20 protein-coding genes and 1 pseudogene are annotated in these 13,246 nt (G+C 64.4%); 4 read left to right on the top strand and 17 right to left on the bottom strand.

Annotated elements, in window-relative coordinates:
- From BSZ39_RS13255 to BSZ39_RS14675, 15 genes are all read right to left on the bottom strand, one after another.
- On the bottom strand, window positions 1-592 hold a 592-nt coding region (locus BSZ39_RS13255; RefSeq protein ID WP_143180500.1), incomplete at its 3' end, for a recombinase family protein.
- A 14-nt stretch (window positions 593-606) separates the two neighbouring features.
- Window positions 607-1,566 (bottom strand): YifB family Mg chelatase-like AAA ATPase, encoded by a 960-nt coding sequence (locus BSZ39_RS10395; protein ID WP_073717266.1) that lies wholly within the window; start codon window positions 1,564-1,566, stop codon window positions 607-609.
- Window positions 1,563-1,922 (bottom strand): YraN family protein, encoded by a 360-nt coding sequence (locus BSZ39_RS10390; RefSeq protein WP_073717265.1) that lies wholly within the window; start codon window positions 1,920-1,922, stop codon window positions 1,563-1,565. Before BSZ39_RS10390 ends, BSZ39_RS10395 begins: the two co-directional genes overlap by 4 nt.
- 110 nt (window positions 1,923-2,032) lie before the next feature.
- Window positions 2,033-2,332: a DUF2469 domain-containing protein gene (locus BSZ39_RS10385; protein WP_073717264.1), complete on the bottom strand. Its 300-nt coding sequence runs from the start codon at window positions 2,330-2,332 to the stop codon at window positions 2,033-2,035.
- A gap of 39 nt (window positions 2,333-2,371) precedes the next feature.
- Window positions 2,372-3,091, bottom strand: coding sequence for a ribonuclease HII (locus BSZ39_RS10380; protein WP_073717263.1), 720 nt, complete (start codon window positions 3,089-3,091; stop codon window positions 2,372-2,374).
- Window positions 3,075-3,872 carry a signal peptidase I gene (lepB, locus tag BSZ39_RS10375; protein WP_083603242.1) on the bottom strand — a complete coding sequence of 266 codons (798 nt, stop codon included), beginning with the start codon at window positions 3,870-3,872 and terminating at the stop codon, window positions 3,075-3,077. The genes BSZ39_RS10380 and lepB overlap by 17 nt, the downstream gene beginning before the upstream one ends.
- 110 nt (window positions 3,873-3,982) lie before the next feature.
- Window positions 3,983-4,324 (bottom strand): 50S ribosomal protein L19, encoded by a 342-nt coding sequence (gene rplS, locus BSZ39_RS10370; RefSeq protein ID WP_073717261.1) that lies wholly within the window; start codon window positions 4,322-4,324, stop codon window positions 3,983-3,985.
- A gap of 135 nt (window positions 4,325-4,459) precedes the next feature.
- The gene (gene trmD, locus BSZ39_RS10365; RefSeq protein ID WP_073717260.1) at window positions 4,460-5,860 is read right to left on the bottom strand and encodes a tRNA (guanosine(37)-N1)-methyltransferase TrmD; all 1,401 of its coding nucleotides are present in this window, start codon (window positions 5,858-5,860) and stop codon (window positions 4,460-4,462) included.
- On the bottom strand, window positions 5,857-6,363 hold the full coding sequence (rimM, locus tag BSZ39_RS10360) for a ribosome maturation factor RimM (protein WP_073717259.1): 507 nt from the start codon (window positions 6,361-6,363) through the stop codon (window positions 5,857-5,859). The genes trmD and rimM overlap by 4 nt, the downstream gene beginning before the upstream one ends.
- A gap of 69 nt (window positions 6,364-6,432) precedes the next feature.
- On the bottom strand, window positions 6,433-6,669 hold the full coding sequence (locus BSZ39_RS10355; RefSeq protein ID WP_073717258.1) for an RNA-binding protein: 237 nt from the start codon (window positions 6,667-6,669) through the stop codon (window positions 6,433-6,435).
- 2 nt (window positions 6,670-6,671) lie between these two features.
- Complete coding sequence (gene rpsP / locus BSZ39_RS10350) at window positions 6,672-7,145, bottom strand: 30S ribosomal protein S16 (RefSeq protein ID WP_073717257.1); 474 nt, start codon at window positions 7,143-7,145, stop codon at window positions 6,672-6,674.
- 155 nt (window positions 7,146-7,300) lie between these two features.
- A complete protein-coding gene (locus tag BSZ39_RS10345; protein WP_073717256.1) occupies window positions 7,301-7,660 on the bottom strand; it encodes a VOC family protein in 360 nt (119 codons plus the stop codon).
- Between the two features lie 73 nt (window positions 7,661-7,733).
- Window positions 7,734-8,549: a helix-turn-helix domain-containing protein gene (locus BSZ39_RS10340; protein ID WP_073717255.1), complete on the bottom strand. Its 816-nt coding sequence runs from the start codon at window positions 8,547-8,549 to the stop codon at window positions 7,734-7,736.
- Window positions 8,550-8,570: 21 nt separating this feature from the next.
- Window positions 8,571-9,200: a hypothetical protein gene (locus BSZ39_RS10335; RefSeq protein WP_073717254.1), complete on the bottom strand. Its 630-nt coding sequence runs from the start codon at window positions 9,198-9,200 to the stop codon at window positions 8,571-8,573.
- A 30-nt stretch (window positions 9,201-9,230) separates the two neighbouring features.
- Entirely contained in the window at window positions 9,231-9,755 is a 525-nt protein-coding gene (locus BSZ39_RS14675; protein WP_245792495.1) for a hypothetical protein, read from the bottom strand.
- A 121-nt stretch (window positions 9,756-9,876) separates the two neighbouring features.
- Here BSZ39_RS14675 and BSZ39_RS14670 point away from each other — a divergent pair, with 121 nt between their 5' ends.
- Window positions 9,877-10,068 (top strand): hypothetical protein, encoded by a 192-nt coding sequence (locus BSZ39_RS14670; RefSeq protein ID WP_245792494.1) that lies wholly within the window; start codon window positions 9,877-9,879, stop codon window positions 10,066-10,068.
- Here the strand turns inward: BSZ39_RS14670 and BSZ39_RS15095 are convergent.
- Together BSZ39_RS15095 and BSZ39_RS10325 are read right to left on the bottom strand one after the other, a co-directional pair.
- Window positions 10,069-10,419, bottom strand: a pseudogene (locus BSZ39_RS15095) (ATP-binding cassette domain-containing protein); the annotation flags it as partial.
- A gap of 56 nt (window positions 10,420-10,475) precedes the next feature.
- Window positions 10,476-10,865, bottom strand: a complete 390-nt coding sequence (locus tag BSZ39_RS10325; protein WP_073717252.1) for a GntR family transcriptional regulator — start codon at window positions 10,863-10,865, stop codon at window positions 10,476-10,478.
- Between the two features lie 151 nt (window positions 10,866-11,016).
- Between BSZ39_RS10325 and BSZ39_RS10320 the strand changes: the two genes are divergently transcribed.
- The 3 genes from BSZ39_RS10320 to BSZ39_RS13940 all read left to right on the top strand — a co-directional run bounded on the left by BSZ39_RS10320 (window position 11,017) and on the right by BSZ39_RS13940 (window position 13,190).
- Window positions 11,017-11,688 carry a hypothetical protein gene (locus tag BSZ39_RS10320; RefSeq protein WP_143180499.1) on the top strand — a complete coding sequence of 224 codons (672 nt, stop codon included), beginning with the start codon at window positions 11,017-11,019 and terminating at the stop codon, window positions 11,686-11,688.
- Window positions 11,682-12,653, top strand: coding sequence for a hypothetical protein (locus tag BSZ39_RS10315; RefSeq protein ID WP_143180498.1), 972 nt, complete (start codon window positions 11,682-11,684; stop codon window positions 12,651-12,653). Before BSZ39_RS10320 ends, BSZ39_RS10315 begins: the two co-directional genes overlap by 7 nt.
- A gap of 381 nt (window positions 12,654-13,034) precedes the next feature.
- The gene (locus BSZ39_RS13940) at window positions 13,035-13,190 is read left to right on the top strand and encodes a hypothetical protein (RefSeq protein WP_158025175.1); all 156 of its coding nucleotides are present in this window, start codon (window positions 13,035-13,037) and stop codon (window positions 13,188-13,190) included.
- Window positions 13,191-13,246: the final 56 nt, after the last annotated feature.

Genomic DNA, 13,246 nt, shown 5'->3' with positions numbered 1-13,246 from the left:
CGGTCACGAACTTCTGCAGGGTACTTACTCGGTGCAGGCATGTTCCTATCCTCTCGGTTAGATCAAACCCTCCACCACACCCGGGGCGATCCATGAGAGCCTTGATCCCAGTGATCAGCTTTGCACCGGCTGTCGCCGTGTTGAGTTCCTGGTCGCTGTCTTGATGCGAGATCAAGTACACGCCAGCTTTCTGACACTGCCCAATCCATTCGATGCACTGCGAGGCAATGCGGTTGGTGCGGTCCAGCTTCCAGAAGGCGACGGCAGGCACCTTGCCTGCCTGGATGTCCTGGTTGAGCTGTCGCCACCCCTTGCGATTGCGCACCGCGGAAGCGCTTGCCGAGTCGTTGTCGATGTACTCCCCCAGCACCGTCCAGCCGCCTTCAGTGTTCAGCTTGCGGAGCAGATCGAGTCGCTGGCGTTCAATCGCGTCGGCGCCGTCTCGGTGGTACTTCGACAGGCGTAGATAGAGGTAGATGCCCCGGGTGCCCTCGACAGGCTCCTCTGGACCGGTCTGGGTGAAGGCCGGGTACACGACGGTTCGGGTCGCGCGTCCTGGACGTGGGTTCGCGGGTCGGTCGGTGATGGTCACGGTGCCTCCTGTGATCAGGAGGTGTGCTTAGTTTCACCCGACTCGTCGAGGAATAGAACGCCGCCGTGCGCGAGCGAGATCGCGCCGGGCCGGGCGATGCGCGCCCCGCCGCCGACGAGCGAGACCTTGGACGCCGTATGGTGCGGTGCGACGAAGGGCGGGCGACGCACGAGCTGCGTGCCCGTGAACGTCCCCGAGATCGAGTGGACGGAGGAGACCGCGACGGCGGTGTCGTCGTCGAGGTCGGGCAGGATCGTCGGCAGCCGCGAGGCGAGCATCGTCTTGCCGGTCCCAGGCGGCCCGATGAGCAGCGCGTGATGGCCACCGGCCGCAGCGACCTCAAGCGCGTGTTTTGCCTCCTCTTGGCCCGTCACGTCGGCGAAATCGAGCGGCGGGCCTGCCTCGTCGGGTTCGTCGGCGATCGTCGCGACCTGCATCGGAATCGGGGTAAGCGTGCATTCGAGCGCGTAGTGGTGCAGCAGGTGGGACAGGTGGTCGAAGGCCAGGACGTCCATCCCGGGCACGAGGCGCGCCTCGGCTTCATTCGCGCGGCTCGTCACGACGGCGCGGTAGCCCGCATCCTTCGCGGCGCGCACGGCGGGCAGGACGCCGCGCACCGGCAGGATCGCGCCGTCGAGCCCGAGCTCGCCGATATGCGCGACGCGGGTGATGCTCGGGCGCAGCGAGGCGGGTTCGTTCGCCACGAGGATGGCGACGGCGATCGCGAGGTCGAACGCCGAGCCGGTCTTCGGCAGCGACGCCGGCTGCAGGTTCACCGTGATCCGCTGCGGCGGCAGGATACGCCCGCACGATTCGATCGCCGCCCGCACGCGGTCCTTCGCTTCGGACAGGGATGCGTCGGGCAGCCCGACGATCGTAAACCGCGGGATATGCGTCGCGAGGTGCGCTTCAACGGTGACGACATCGCCGGCGAGGCCCGTGAGGCTCACCGCGACGGTGCGGGCGAGTTTCATCGGTCCACTCCCGCCAGGTGCCAGATGTCGGGTTCGTCCTCATCGAGCGTGATGCAGATGAGGTCGAGCCGGAGCGGATGCGGGCCGCCGCGCTCACGCCGCCAAAACCCGGCGACCTGGCGCATGCAGGCGAGTTTGGTACGCGTGATCGATTCGGCCGGATGCCCGTAGGCGAGCGTCGTGCGGGTTTTGACTTCGATCAGGCAGACGGGGCCGCCCGGCTGTTTCGCGACGATATCGACCTCGCCTGCGGGGCAGCGCCAGTTGCGCTCGATGATGTCGTAACCGTGGCTCATGAGGTAGTCGGTCGCGCACTGTTCGCCGTGGGCGCCGATGCGGAGGTTGTGTGTGCTCATGCGCCAAGCTCAGCGCAGGATGCCGCGCCGTGGGCGGAGGCAGTAAGAAACGACCGGTGCCGAGCGACGGCAACCGGTCGTTGTGGATTGCGGCGGCGAGGCCGCCACCGCTAGATCGTCATATCGGTTTTCGTGAGTTCCTCGATGTTGACGTCCTTAAACGTCACGATGTTGACCTTCGCGACGAACCGCGCGCTCCGGTAGACGTCCCACACCCACGCGTCGGTCAGCGTGAGTTCGAAAAAGACTTCGCCGCCCGCGCTGCGGGGCTTGAGCTCGACCTCGTTCGCCAGGTAAAAGCGGCGCTCGGTCTCCACGACGTAGCTAAAAAGGGATACGACATCGCGGTATTCGCGGTAGAGATCGAGCTCGAGCTCGGTCTCGTAGTTTTCAAGATCGTCGGCACTCACGTAGCCATCATGCCGCCTCGGCGGGGTGCTCGTCGCAGATTACGCGGACGTGTTCGCCATAGGGGGAACGGTCGCGTCGGCCTGCTCCGGCAGCAGCCGCCAGCTGCGGCGGTGCTCATCGCTAGCCCCCAGCCGTGCGATCGCCTCGCGGTGCGCGGCGCAGGCGTAGCCCTTATGGGCGGCGAAACCGTAGCCCGGGTCGGCAAGCTCGCTCATGATCCGATCGCGCTCGACTTTCGCAATGACGGATGCGGCGGCGACGACGGCGCAGTCACGGTCAGCCTTGACCTGCACGGTGAGGTGCGCGTCGTGCCAGATGGTCTCGTCGGAGGAAAACAGGTCGGGCTCGGGCAGCAGCCAGTTGTGCGAGCCGTCGAGGATGATCGCGCTCTTCGCGGCGCAGGCTGCTTCCCCACCGAGCGTGTCGGCGGCGACTGCCAGGGCGCGCAGGGCGGCCAGGCGCAACGCAGCGATGATGCCGTGGGCGTCGATTTCGGCCGGGCTCGCATGCCCGACGGCGCGCGCACACGACCACGCCGCCACCTGCTCGACCATTGCTTCGCGTCTCGCGGCTAACAGGAGTTTGGAGTCGGTCAGGCCCTCGGGCACGTCGCCGCATTCGCGATCGACGATGCACACGCCGACGCTGACGGGCCCGGCGAGCGCGCCGCGTCCGACCTCGTCGACGCCGATGACGAACCGGTGGCGCGCGAGCAGCGCCAGTTCGAGGTCGCGCGTCGCGCTACGGAGCGGGGACATGGCTAAAGGCCTCCGATCCGCTCCCGAGCCCGCTCCAATGCGCATACGGCCACATGATGACAAACGCGCGACCGACGACGTCGTTGAGCGAGACGAACCCGCCGCCCGGCGAGCCGATCTGAGCGCGCGAATCGCGCGAATTCGAGCGGTTATCGCCCATGAGCCACACGGAGTTCGCAGGGACCTTGACCGAGAAGTCGACCTCAGAGGGCCTGACGCCCGGTTTGAGATACGGCTCGGTGATGGGCGTGCCGTTTACGACGAGTTTGCCGTCGGTGCTGCAGCATTCGACGGTGTCGCCGGGTAGGCCGATCACGCGTTTGATGAGGTGTTCGCCCGCATCGGCGGGCAGAATCCCGACGGCGGTGAGGGCGTCTTTTCCGAGCCGCTCCAGCACGGAGGGATCTTCGCGCCGCGGGGGCAGCCAGCCGCCGGGGTCTTTAAAGACGACGACGTCGCCGCGGCCAATATCCGTGCCGCTGATGGTTTTGTTCACGAGGATGCGGTCGCCGACACGCAGCGTGTTTTCCATCGACGAGCTCGGGATGAAGAACGCCTGGACGAGGAACGTTTTGATGAGGAAGGATACGACGAGCGCGATAACGATGATTGCCGCCGTCTCTTTGAACCACGAAAGCCAGGACTGTTCCGCCAGCTTGCCTTGCGACAGGTGCTTCGGCAGCGGCTGCCGCGCAGCCGGACGGAAACTCGGGGGCATCGGCTCACTTTCGTCGCACTCTGGGCGGGCTGGCCGTCGCGTGATGCGAGGCTCTGACGCCATGGATCCCTCTTTCGCAGGTGGGTTTAACCAGACTTACCGTATCGCTTTTGCCTGGATACGCCCCAGCCCGGCACGCGCGCCGGGCTGGAGTTAAAAGGTGAGAGAGACGACTAGCGCTTCTCGCGGATCTTGGCCGCCTTGCCGTGGCGGTCACGCAGGTAGTACAGCTTCGCACGACGCACGGCGCCGCGGGTGACGACCTCGATGTGGTCGATCGTCGGGGCATGCAGCGGGAACGTACGCTCCACGCCAACGCCGAAGCTCACCTTGCGGACGGTGAACGTCTCGCGGACGCCGCCGCCCTGACGGGCGAGGACGGTGCCCTGGAAGACCTGAATACGGTGACGGTTACCTTCGATAACCTTCACGTGCACCTTGACGTTGTCGCCGGCACGGAAATCCGGAATGTCGTCGCGCATCGACTTGACGTCGATAGCATCCAGCTTCTGCATAATTGTTCTCTTTCCGCTCCCGCCACAGGTCGGACGCGCAGGTCTGGGCAAGGTACTTGCCGCGGTGGTTTGTGGTGTGCTCGTCGTCTTCGGCCGCCCCCTGTGGCAGGTGGCCGCGCGAGGCACATGACCGCCCTAGTCTGCCATAGGCGTCGCGTATTTCGCCAGCTTGGCAACTGTGATGATGACATCGTCTTGGGGCTGCCCGCCGACGTCGAAGGTGCGCGATCCGGTGACCTTCCAGCCGCAGCGTTCGTAGAAGGTGATGGCGCGGGTATTGGAGCGGTTCGTGCCGAGCCACAGGCCCGCAATCGTGGGCGATGCGCTCGCGCAATCATGCAGAACGTGGGCCATGAGCGCGCGCCCGAGGCCCGTGCCGCGTGCGATCGGGTCGACGTAGAACTTGGAGACTTCGGCGACGAGGCCGCGCGGCAGATGGTGACGAACCTCGCTCGCGCCCTCCTCGTCTTCGGGCCGCAGGTCCATCACGAGCATGCAGTAAGCGAGCAACTGGCCGTTCGCGCTCGCGACCCAGATCCGGCGTTCCGGGTCGGCGAGATAGCCGACGAACCGCACGGGCGTGAGGAACGTTTCCATAAAATCGCTGATGGCCTCCGGCGGCAGTTCCGGCGGGCAGGCGTCGGGGAAGGTACGACGCGCGAGCTCGGCGACGGCTGCGGCATCCTCGGGGCCCGCCTCGCGGATCTCGCAGCGGCGGATTTCGTCTTCGATGAGGACGAACCCCTCGGAAATGAGCGCGAGCTTGTCCTCCATCGTGAGCGGCTCGGCGCGGTCGATCAGCATATCGGGGCGACGCTTCGCGGTGCGGGCGAGCGCCTTGCGACGACGCCACCGCGTGATCCGCGCGTGATCGCCGGAGAGCAGCACGTCGGGAATGTCGGCGCCGCGCCAACTCGTCGGACGCGTGTAGACCGGGTATTCGAGCAGGCCCGCGGCGCCGTGGGACTCCTCGATGAGCGATTCGGGATTGCCGACGACGCCGGGCGAGAGCCGCCCGATCGCCTCGATCGCGACGAGCGCGGCGACCTCTCCCCCGTTCAGCACGTAGTCACCGATCGAGAACTCGACGACGCGCACGCGCTCGGAAAACTTTTCCGCGACCCGCGCGTCGATGCCCTCGTAGCGCCCGCAGGCGAATACGAGGTGGTCCTCGCCCGCGAGTTCTTCGGCCATGCGCTGATCAAACACGCGGCCGGTCGGCGTCGGGATGAGCAGGACCGGGCCCTCCTCGGTCGCGCCCGCCTCAACATCGCCGTTCGCGCCCTCATCCGCATCCGCGTCTGCCGCGGCCCCGAGCACATCGTCGAGCGCCGCGCCCCACACGTCGGCGCGCATGACCATCCCCGCGCCGCCCCCGGCCGGGGTGTCATCCACGGTGCGGTGCTTATCCGTCGTCCAATCGCGCAGGTTGTGCACGGTTAAATCGAGCAGGCCCGACGTGCGCGCCTTGCCAATGAGGGACAGCTCGAGTGCGGCGAGGTACTCGGGAAAGATCGAGATGACGTCGATCTTCATGGCCGAACCTCTTCCGCGTCGTCATCAAACAGGCCGCCCGGCGGATCGACGATGAGCGCCTCATCGCCCACCTCCACAACAATTTGCTCGACGAACGGCACGAACACGTCGCCACTGGCGGTCTTCACGACGAGGAGGTCCTGCGCGGGCATCGCCTGGATCCGCCGCACCTCACCGAGCTCGACGCCCTCGACCGTGCGCACGGGCAGGCCGATGAGCTCGTGGTAGAAAAACTCGTCCTCGTACAGTTCATCGTCGTCGGTCTCGATGTACAGCACAGTGTCTCGCAGCGTCTCGGCGGCGTTGCGGTCCTCATGCCCGACGAACGACGGCTGAAACGTCTTGCCATCGCTGCGCACGTGAGCGACCGTCAGGGCGCCGTCGTCGGTCAACAATTCCTGCCCGACGGCAAAGCGCCCCGCCGGGTCGTCGGTCGAGAGCTTGAGGCGAACGTGGCCCTTGAGCCCGACGGCGGAGGCGATGGTGGCGACAGCAAGACGCATGGCGATTTTCCTTTAAAGCAACGACAAACCCGGCCCCATGATCGCATGCGGGCCGGGTTTGGCGGGTGTTTAGCGTCGGTCAGTATCGACGACGTCGATGCGGACCTGATCCTTCGACAGCGATCCGACGACGGTACGCAGCGCCTTGGCGGTGCGTCCCGAGCGTCCGATCACGCGTCCGAGATCGTCCGGATTGACGTGGACCTCGAGCAGCTCGCCGCGGCGCAGGCGCCGGGAGCTGACTCGTACATCGTCCGGATTGTCGACGATTCCGCGAACCAGGTGGTCGAGAGCTTCGGCCAACATGATTATTCGGCGGACTCGGCGGACTCGGGCGAATCCGCGGACTCAGGCGAATCGGCAGAATCAGCCGACTCTTCGGACTCAGCCTTTTCGGCTTCGGCCTTCTTCGCGGAGGCAACGGCCTTGCGCTTTTCGGCCTCGTCCTCGGCGGCCTTGATGGCGGCGCGGGTTTCTTCCTCGCTCACGCCTTCGGCGGTGCGGACCTTGCTTTCGGTGTCCTTCTCGCCCTTGAACTTCTGCCAGTCGCCGGTGAGCTTGAGCAGCTTCTCGACCTGGTCAGTCGGCTGCGCACCGACCGACAGCCAGTACTGCGCGCGCTCCGAGTCGATCTCGATGACGGAGGGCTCGCGGGTCGGGTGGTACTTGCCGATCTCTTCGATCGCACGGCCATCGCGCTTGGTGCGCGAGTCCATGACGACGACGCGGTAGAACGGCGCACGGATCTTGCCCATGCGCTTCAAACGAATCTTGACTGCCACTTGTGTGGTCAACTCCTGATAAATATCGGGGTGGACGCGCGCTGTCGCTGGTGGGTCACAGTTCGGCGGTTGTCCTGGACACGTCCTCACACGGTGAGAGGGGCCGTGTGGGCCGGGTACAGCAGATCATTGTGCCACGAATTGCGCCCCGACGGCTAGCAGCGTGATGCCCGACGTCGGGTGATCCGCCTAACGTCCGGCGCCGCCGCGAGAAGCGCGTCGATAAATCCCTTGGCCTGTTCGACGTCGTCGAGCTCGTACATGAGGGAGTAGACGGTGTCCTTCACGACGCACGTCTCTTCCGGCATGGCGTCGCCGCCCGTGATCGTGCCGCCCGGCAGGTTGAGCTGCGCGTGCGCGATGGCCTGCGGGTCAGGCGTGAACGGTATCCCCTCCATGGCGGGCATGTCGCCGTAGGTCATGAGGTTCAGGTCGCCGCCGAACACCTCGGCGTAGTGCGTGAACGCTTCTTTAGCGTTGCCGGGAAACGTGATGTAGGTCGAAAGCTTGGCCATGATGATCCTCCTGGATTCGTGGTGGTGCTTCGAGCCTATTTTTCGTCCTCGGGTCGCACTTGTCCCGAATTGCTCACCTCGAGATCGAGCTGCCCGGCGGCCGCTTGGACGAACAGCCGCGGTAGGTTAAGCGTGATCGGCGGATCCTCCGGGATCTTGGCGCGCAGCGCGAGGCTGACGCGCGTCGGTTCCGTGAGCGGGAACGTGAACGGGGTGCGCTGCAGCTGCCGACGGTTTTCGCCATCTGGAAATACGCCCGCACATCCGACTTGCGAGGCACCTCGACGACCATGGCGTAATACCTGCCGTCCGGAATCGCACTCACGTCATAACTCGTCGTGCCGAGCATCGCGATGCCGAGCGCGGGTTCGCCACGCACGAGCGGGTCGGGATGCAGCGCGATGAACAGCGCGCTGTAGGGCTTCGCACCTTCGACCTCGACGGTGAGCGGATGCAGCTGGGCGTGCTCGTCGGGCGAGAACGTTCGATGCAGAACGACGAGCGGGCCGTCGCGATCCTGTTGGCGCATGAGATGGGCGGCGAGCGTGGCCATCTGCTTGCGGTAGTCCGACGGCGACATGCCGGTGTGGCGGCGAAAGGCGCGATGGAAGCTCGACGGCGAGTCGTGCCCCGCATCGACCTGCGAGCGGGTGACGTTATGACCGTCGACGAGGCCGTCAATGCTGCGTTCGACGCGGGCCGCGGCGAGGAAGTCGCGCAGCGGGAAGCCGAGATGCTTTTTTAATAGCCGCGATAGGTGAAAGCGGGAGAAATGCGCCTTTGCGGCAAGCTCATCGAGCGAGTCGATCTCGCCGGAGCGCGCGGCATCGAGCAGTCGGCCGACGTCATCGTTCGCCGGCTCTTCCTTGTTCTGGCTTTCGGGCGCCATGGGCTCATTATGCCCGCCATACTAATCCGGATCGATGTCTCGCAGCTGGAGAGTAAAGAGGACCGCCGCGAGCACGAGCACGACGAGCGGCGCAAAGATGAACGGCTGCCACTCGGCCGGTGCACTCAGCAAGAGCGCAGTCGGATTGAGAAGATGCTGCTCACTTCCGGGGGCGAGGGCGCCGACGACGGCCCACGCGAGGATGCCAGCGACCGCCAAAGAAATTACGAACGCCCACGACGTCATGCTCGCCACGAGCCGGAACGCGAGCGTGCCGGCGTAAAACACCATGCTCAGCGCAATCAGCCACCAGAATTCGGCATCGAGATTCAGCAGCCGCAACGCCCCGTCGTACTCTGGCAGTCGCATGAGTGCAGGCGCTAGCCGGATCGCAGCGGCAGCTCCGAGACCGAGCGTCGCATCGCCGACGAGACCAAGGCGCGAGCGACCCATTCGGCGGCGGGACATGAGGTCGGGCGCATCGAACACCGCGAGGACAATCGGCACGAAGATCAGCGCCAGATTGATCGTGGAGCTCACGATGGTGAAGACGGGCACACCCGGCGGCAGGGCGAGCGCTTCGAGGCCGGAAATCACCCAGATCGCGACCGCAGCAAGACAGGACTCGGCGACCATAAGCGAGCGGTTCATCGCCTCACGCCCGATCCTTCGGTTGGAACGTCAAGACGAGCGCCGCGAGCACCCCCACCATGCGAGGACTGCCAGCACCTGGCTGGCCAACCCGGGTTGGTACGGAATCGGGAGCCGCGAATCGTCGCACCAAGGGCCAAGCAGCCAAAGCGTACGCATATCCAGGCCGAGGACGACGTTTTCGATCATCCGGGGCCAGGCAGGCGACGTGAACGTCGCTTGGCTTGCCTGCGACAGACCGACGACATAAAGCAGCACGACGAACCCCGCGGCAAGGACGAGGCCGGCCCCGCACGCGAGAGTGAGCAGCGCAGCGAAGCGGGACTGCCCGGAGCGGATGGCTTCCCCTGTCCGCGACGCGATCAGCGCCCCGAAGATATACGGCATGAGCAAGTCGAGCACGGTAAGGATGCCGACCCCGAGGGCCACCGCGACCGTGATCTGTTCGGTGGTCGCTTGAAGGATCGCGGCGATCGCCACTCCGATGACCGCGACTGCCGCAAGTGCGGCGAGGTAGCGGGCCTCGGAGCGCAGTGTCGGAGTCATAACGTTCATGCTTCAGCCCTTCCCGTGAGCTCGACGAGCACGTCGGTGAGAGACGCGCCCCCGGAACCGAAGCTCGCAGCGCGTCGGCATCCCCGGTGCGCGCGATCCGTCCCGAGTCCACGACGATGGCGTGGCTAATGAGGTGTTCGACGTCTTCGATCTGGTGCGAAGAGATGATGTAGGTGCCAGCCGTCGCAATAAACTCTTCGAGCAGCGTGTCGTAGAAGCGACGACGAATGACGGGGTCCATCCCGAGGTGGATCTCATCGAGCAAGGTGAGCGGTGCGCGGCTCGCAAACGCGAACGCCGCATTCGCCGATGATCGCTGGCCGCGCGACAGCGCATTTTCCTTTGCCTGCACGCTAACCTCGAACCGATCGAGCAACTCGAGCAGACGTTCGTGATCGAAACTCGGGCGCTGCCGGACCCAATCGCGACCGAGGCGTCCCAGCCGCGTCGAGCGGTGCAGGCAGCTCCCGGAACTCATAAGGACGACGCTGCGCAGCGCCGCCGCATCGCGGAACGGATCACCGCCCCGGACGCGCACCGTGCTCGCGCTGGGCTTGGCGAGCCCCGCACCAAGGTAGAGCAGCGTCGTCTTGCTGGCGCCGTTGCGACCAAAGAGCCCCGCGACGATCCCCGATGGCAACTCCAGGTCGATGCCCGTGAGCACATCGGTTCGCGACAGCGGATAGCGTTACCCAACCGAAGACATCGTTAGTGCGGCACTCATGCGTCCTCCTGAAGATAGGCGAGGCGCTCGGCGACGGCTGCGCGCACGCGGGCAACGACGTCTTCAACCTCGAGGCCGAGCCGCACGATGTCGTCGGCAAAGGGGTCGATGGAATCGTTCTGGAACGTCGCGCGTCGTTCCCGACGCAGGACCTCGCTCGCCCCGGGGGCGATGAAGACACCCAATCCCCGACGTTTTTCGACGAGTCCTTCCTGCTCAAGGATCGTGAAAGCCTTCGCCGCGGTCGCGGGGTTAATGCGGTAGGTCGTCGCGTACTCCGTCGTCGACATGACCTGATCTCCGTCGCCGAGATCGCCAGCCAGGATCTGCGCGCGAATGTCGGAGGCGATCTGCAGATAGATCGGTTCGGGTCCAGAGAAATCCACGACACATCTCCTTTGGTTCCTTACTTAACCAATAAACCATAGAACAAGGCTCGACGTCAACCACACCTCAGCAATTCGCGAACACAATAGTTATCCACAGCCTTGCATCGAGGGGTTTCGCGTTCTCTAAAGCTCCGCTAGTGTGACCCACATGACATTTTCGACGCGTCCTCTCGCCCGCGTATCGATCGCATGCGCGGCTGCCGCACTGACCTTGTCGGCCTGCTCTGGCAAGGGCTCGACTGGAGGCCCGACGACGCCCACACCATCAGCGTCCGCATCAGCGAGCACATCCGCCGAAGCTACGCCCGCACCTGGCGAGTGGATGCTCGAGGACCTCAAGGTCGGTGCCAAGGTCCCCAAAGAAGACCTCGAACGTCTCTTCCCCAAGTGGGAAGTCCCCGAGCCGCCAGCAACGCTGACGGTCCTCAGCGAGCAAGGCGCAAAAGATGCGGCGTTGTACTTCGACACTCTCATCGACACTTCGATGGCCGAAAGAAAACCTGACTACTTTAATAGAATCGATAGCGGCGACTGCAATAACTGCGATGCCGTCAGGGCAGCAACGACCACAGCCGAAAACAAGAAATGGCACTACGCGCCCGCCGAGATCCATGAGGTAACTGCTGACCCGGCGCCAAGAGGCAATGCTTATGGCGTCAAAATATCGCGGACTAACCCGTTATCCATTCGCCTCGGAGACTCGGACACAACAGTCAAAGAACTCCTAAAAGATACGGATTCGACGAGCTATTACGTCGTCGGATTCATCGACGGACAGTGGGTGCCAGGTTTCGTTAAATTGGACCATCTGCCATGGTAACCATCGGACTCGCAATCAGCCTGTCCATCAGTGGACTGATATGGACTCAGCCCGTCTATACTCCTCCCGCCGAAACCAGGACCGGATGTGAGTGGGCGCAGGAATCCTCGAATTGCGGAGGAAAGGAGGAAGGCGAAGAGGAAGCCAACGATGGTTTTCTCGAGAAGTCCAAGCCTGGAAAGAAAAATCCCCAGCCTCCTGTTTCACGATCGCCACGTCCTAAGCCAGAGGGGCCACCGGAGGAGAAGTATCCAATGCCGGCCCCGGGTCTGGAGTTCATCGCGCTTTGCCCGCATCCTGATGACCCCAAACGAGAAATCGAATGCCGTAGCTTCGGTGACGGCGAGGGGCCTGACCCGGTCAAGGTCGTGGTACAGCCCGTCGACCCGGGACCACCGCGCCCAGTGACGATCGAGGAGTTCAAGAACTTCCCGGTCGCCAAGGGCGAGATTCTCCTACAACCCGACCAAGGGCACCACACGGTCAACATGCCGGTCGTTGCCGCCACCACGGCACGGCAGCACATCGTGTCTGGAGAGATACTGGGCTACCCCTTCCACGTGCGCTTCACGCCAATTAGTTACACGTTCGACTACGGGGACGCCACAGACCCGATAACTACGAGTGACCCGAACTCGCCATACCCGAACAACCGGTTCTGGCACGAATGGCCACGCACCGGAACCTTCACCATCTCCGTCACCACCACATGGTCCGGAGCCTACCAAGTCGCAGGCTCTCCCTGGGTCGACGTCGAAGGAACCCTGACCACGACGGTCTCTAGCGAGCCGCAGCAGGTCAGCGAGTACCACATCCTGCTCAAACACCCCGACACACCCGACGATCCCGGCTACGGCGGCTACCCCGGAACCCCAGGCAACCCCCTACCACCCGATGAACTACCCGGCCGTCCCGACCACACCATCACACCGCCCGATCCTGTTCGAGAAGACTCCCCCACGTGACCACCACACGTTCAACACGCCCACGGTTCCCCGTCTTGATAGTCGGGGCTGCCGCAGCACTCGCCCTCTCCGCGTGCGGTACCACCAAATCGGAAGAGGTATCTCGAACGCCGGCGGTGATGTCGTCCGTGGCCGAAGCCACGACCCAGTCCACTGAGTCAACCCCCGCGCCAGGCGAGTAGACGCCCGAGGACCTCAAGGTCGGAGCGAAAGTTCCCAAGAAAGACCTCGAGCGCCTCTTCCCCAAATGGGCTCTTCTGACTTGAGTGTGGGTTAGAGGTTCAGGCCGCCGCCGACCAGGAGCATTCTGAGGCGATAGTTCTCGGGGGGACTGTCAGATAAACGGTGTGTGGGTCCGGCCTGATCCGAAAGGAGATGGCCGTGACTGACACGACCGATGCCGTCATCGTTAATGACGAGATGATTGATCCCGTGACCGGAGAGATCATCAATCAGAAAGACCTCGCCGAGCGCCTGCTGGCGGAGGCGAAGGAGCACGAGGGTGTCAGGAAGTTTGTGTGTGAGGCTCTGATCTAGAAGGAGTTTCACCGATAATGACTACGGTGTCACCGAAGAAAAGCCACGACCCGGCG

The sequence above is a fragment of the Bowdeniella nasicola genome (assembly GCF_001907295.1).
In the GTDB taxonomy this organism is placed as follows: Bacteria; Actinomycetota; Actinomycetes; order Actinomycetales; family Actinomycetaceae; genus Bowdeniella; species Bowdeniella nasicola.
Note: the sequence above shows the minus strand (reverse complement) of the source record. Positions and strands in the feature narration are given on the sequence as shown.

Excerpts from the sequence above, each read along its gene's own strand:
- BSZ39_RS10395 (WP_073717266.1), bottom strand. The coding sequence starts at position 1,566 with ATGAAACTCGCCCGCACCGTCGCGGTGAGCCTCACGGGCCTCGCCGGC.
- BSZ39_RS10315 (WP_143180498.1), top strand. The coding sequence starts at position 11,682 with ATGGTAACCATCGGACTCGCAATCAGCCTGTCCATCAGTGGACTGATA.
- BSZ39_RS14675 (WP_245792495.1), bottom strand. The coding sequence starts at position 9,755 with ATGAACGTTATGACTCCGACACTGCGCTCCGAGGCCCGCTACCTCGCC.
- BSZ39_RS10340 (WP_073717255.1), bottom strand. The coding sequence starts at position 8,549 with ATGGCGCCCGAAAGCCAGAACAAGGAAGAGCCGGCGAACGATGACGTC.
- BSZ39_RS10390 (WP_073717265.1), bottom strand. The coding sequence starts at position 1,922 with ATGAGCACACACAACCTCCGCATCGGCGCCCACGGCGAACAGTGCGCG.
- lepB (WP_083603242.1), bottom strand. The coding sequence starts at position 3,872 with ATGGCGTCAGAGCCTCGCATCACGCGACGGCCAGCCCGCCCAGAGTGC.
- BSZ39_RS10380 (WP_073717263.1), bottom strand. The coding sequence starts at position 3,091 with ATGTCCCCGCTCCGTAGCGCGACGCGCGACCTCGAACTGGCGCTGCTC.
- rplS (WP_073717261.1), bottom strand. The coding sequence starts at position 4,324 with ATGCAGAAGCTGGATGCTATCGACGTCAAGTCGATGCGCGACGACATT.
- rimM (WP_073717259.1), bottom strand. The coding sequence starts at position 6,363 with ATGCGTCTTGCTGTCGCCACCATCGCCTCCGCCGTCGGGCTCAAGGGC.
- BSZ39_RS10335 (WP_073717254.1), bottom strand. The coding sequence starts at position 9,200 with ATGAACCGCTCGCTTATGGTCGCCGAGTCCTGTCTTGCTGCGGTCGCG.
- BSZ39_RS10320 (WP_143180499.1), top strand. The coding sequence starts at position 11,017 with ATGACATTTTCGACGCGTCCTCTCGCCCGCGTATCGATCGCATGCGCG.
- trmD (WP_073717260.1), bottom strand. The coding sequence starts at position 5,860 with ATGAAGATCGACGTCATCTCGATCTTTCCCGAGTACCTCGCCGCACTC.
- BSZ39_RS10355 (WP_073717258.1), bottom strand. The coding sequence starts at position 6,669 with ATGTTGGCCGAAGCTCTCGACCACCTGGTTCGCGGAATCGTCGACAAT.
- BSZ39_RS10345 (WP_073717256.1), bottom strand. The coding sequence starts at position 7,660 with ATGGCCAAGCTTTCGACCTACATCACGTTTCCCGGCAACGCTAAAGAA.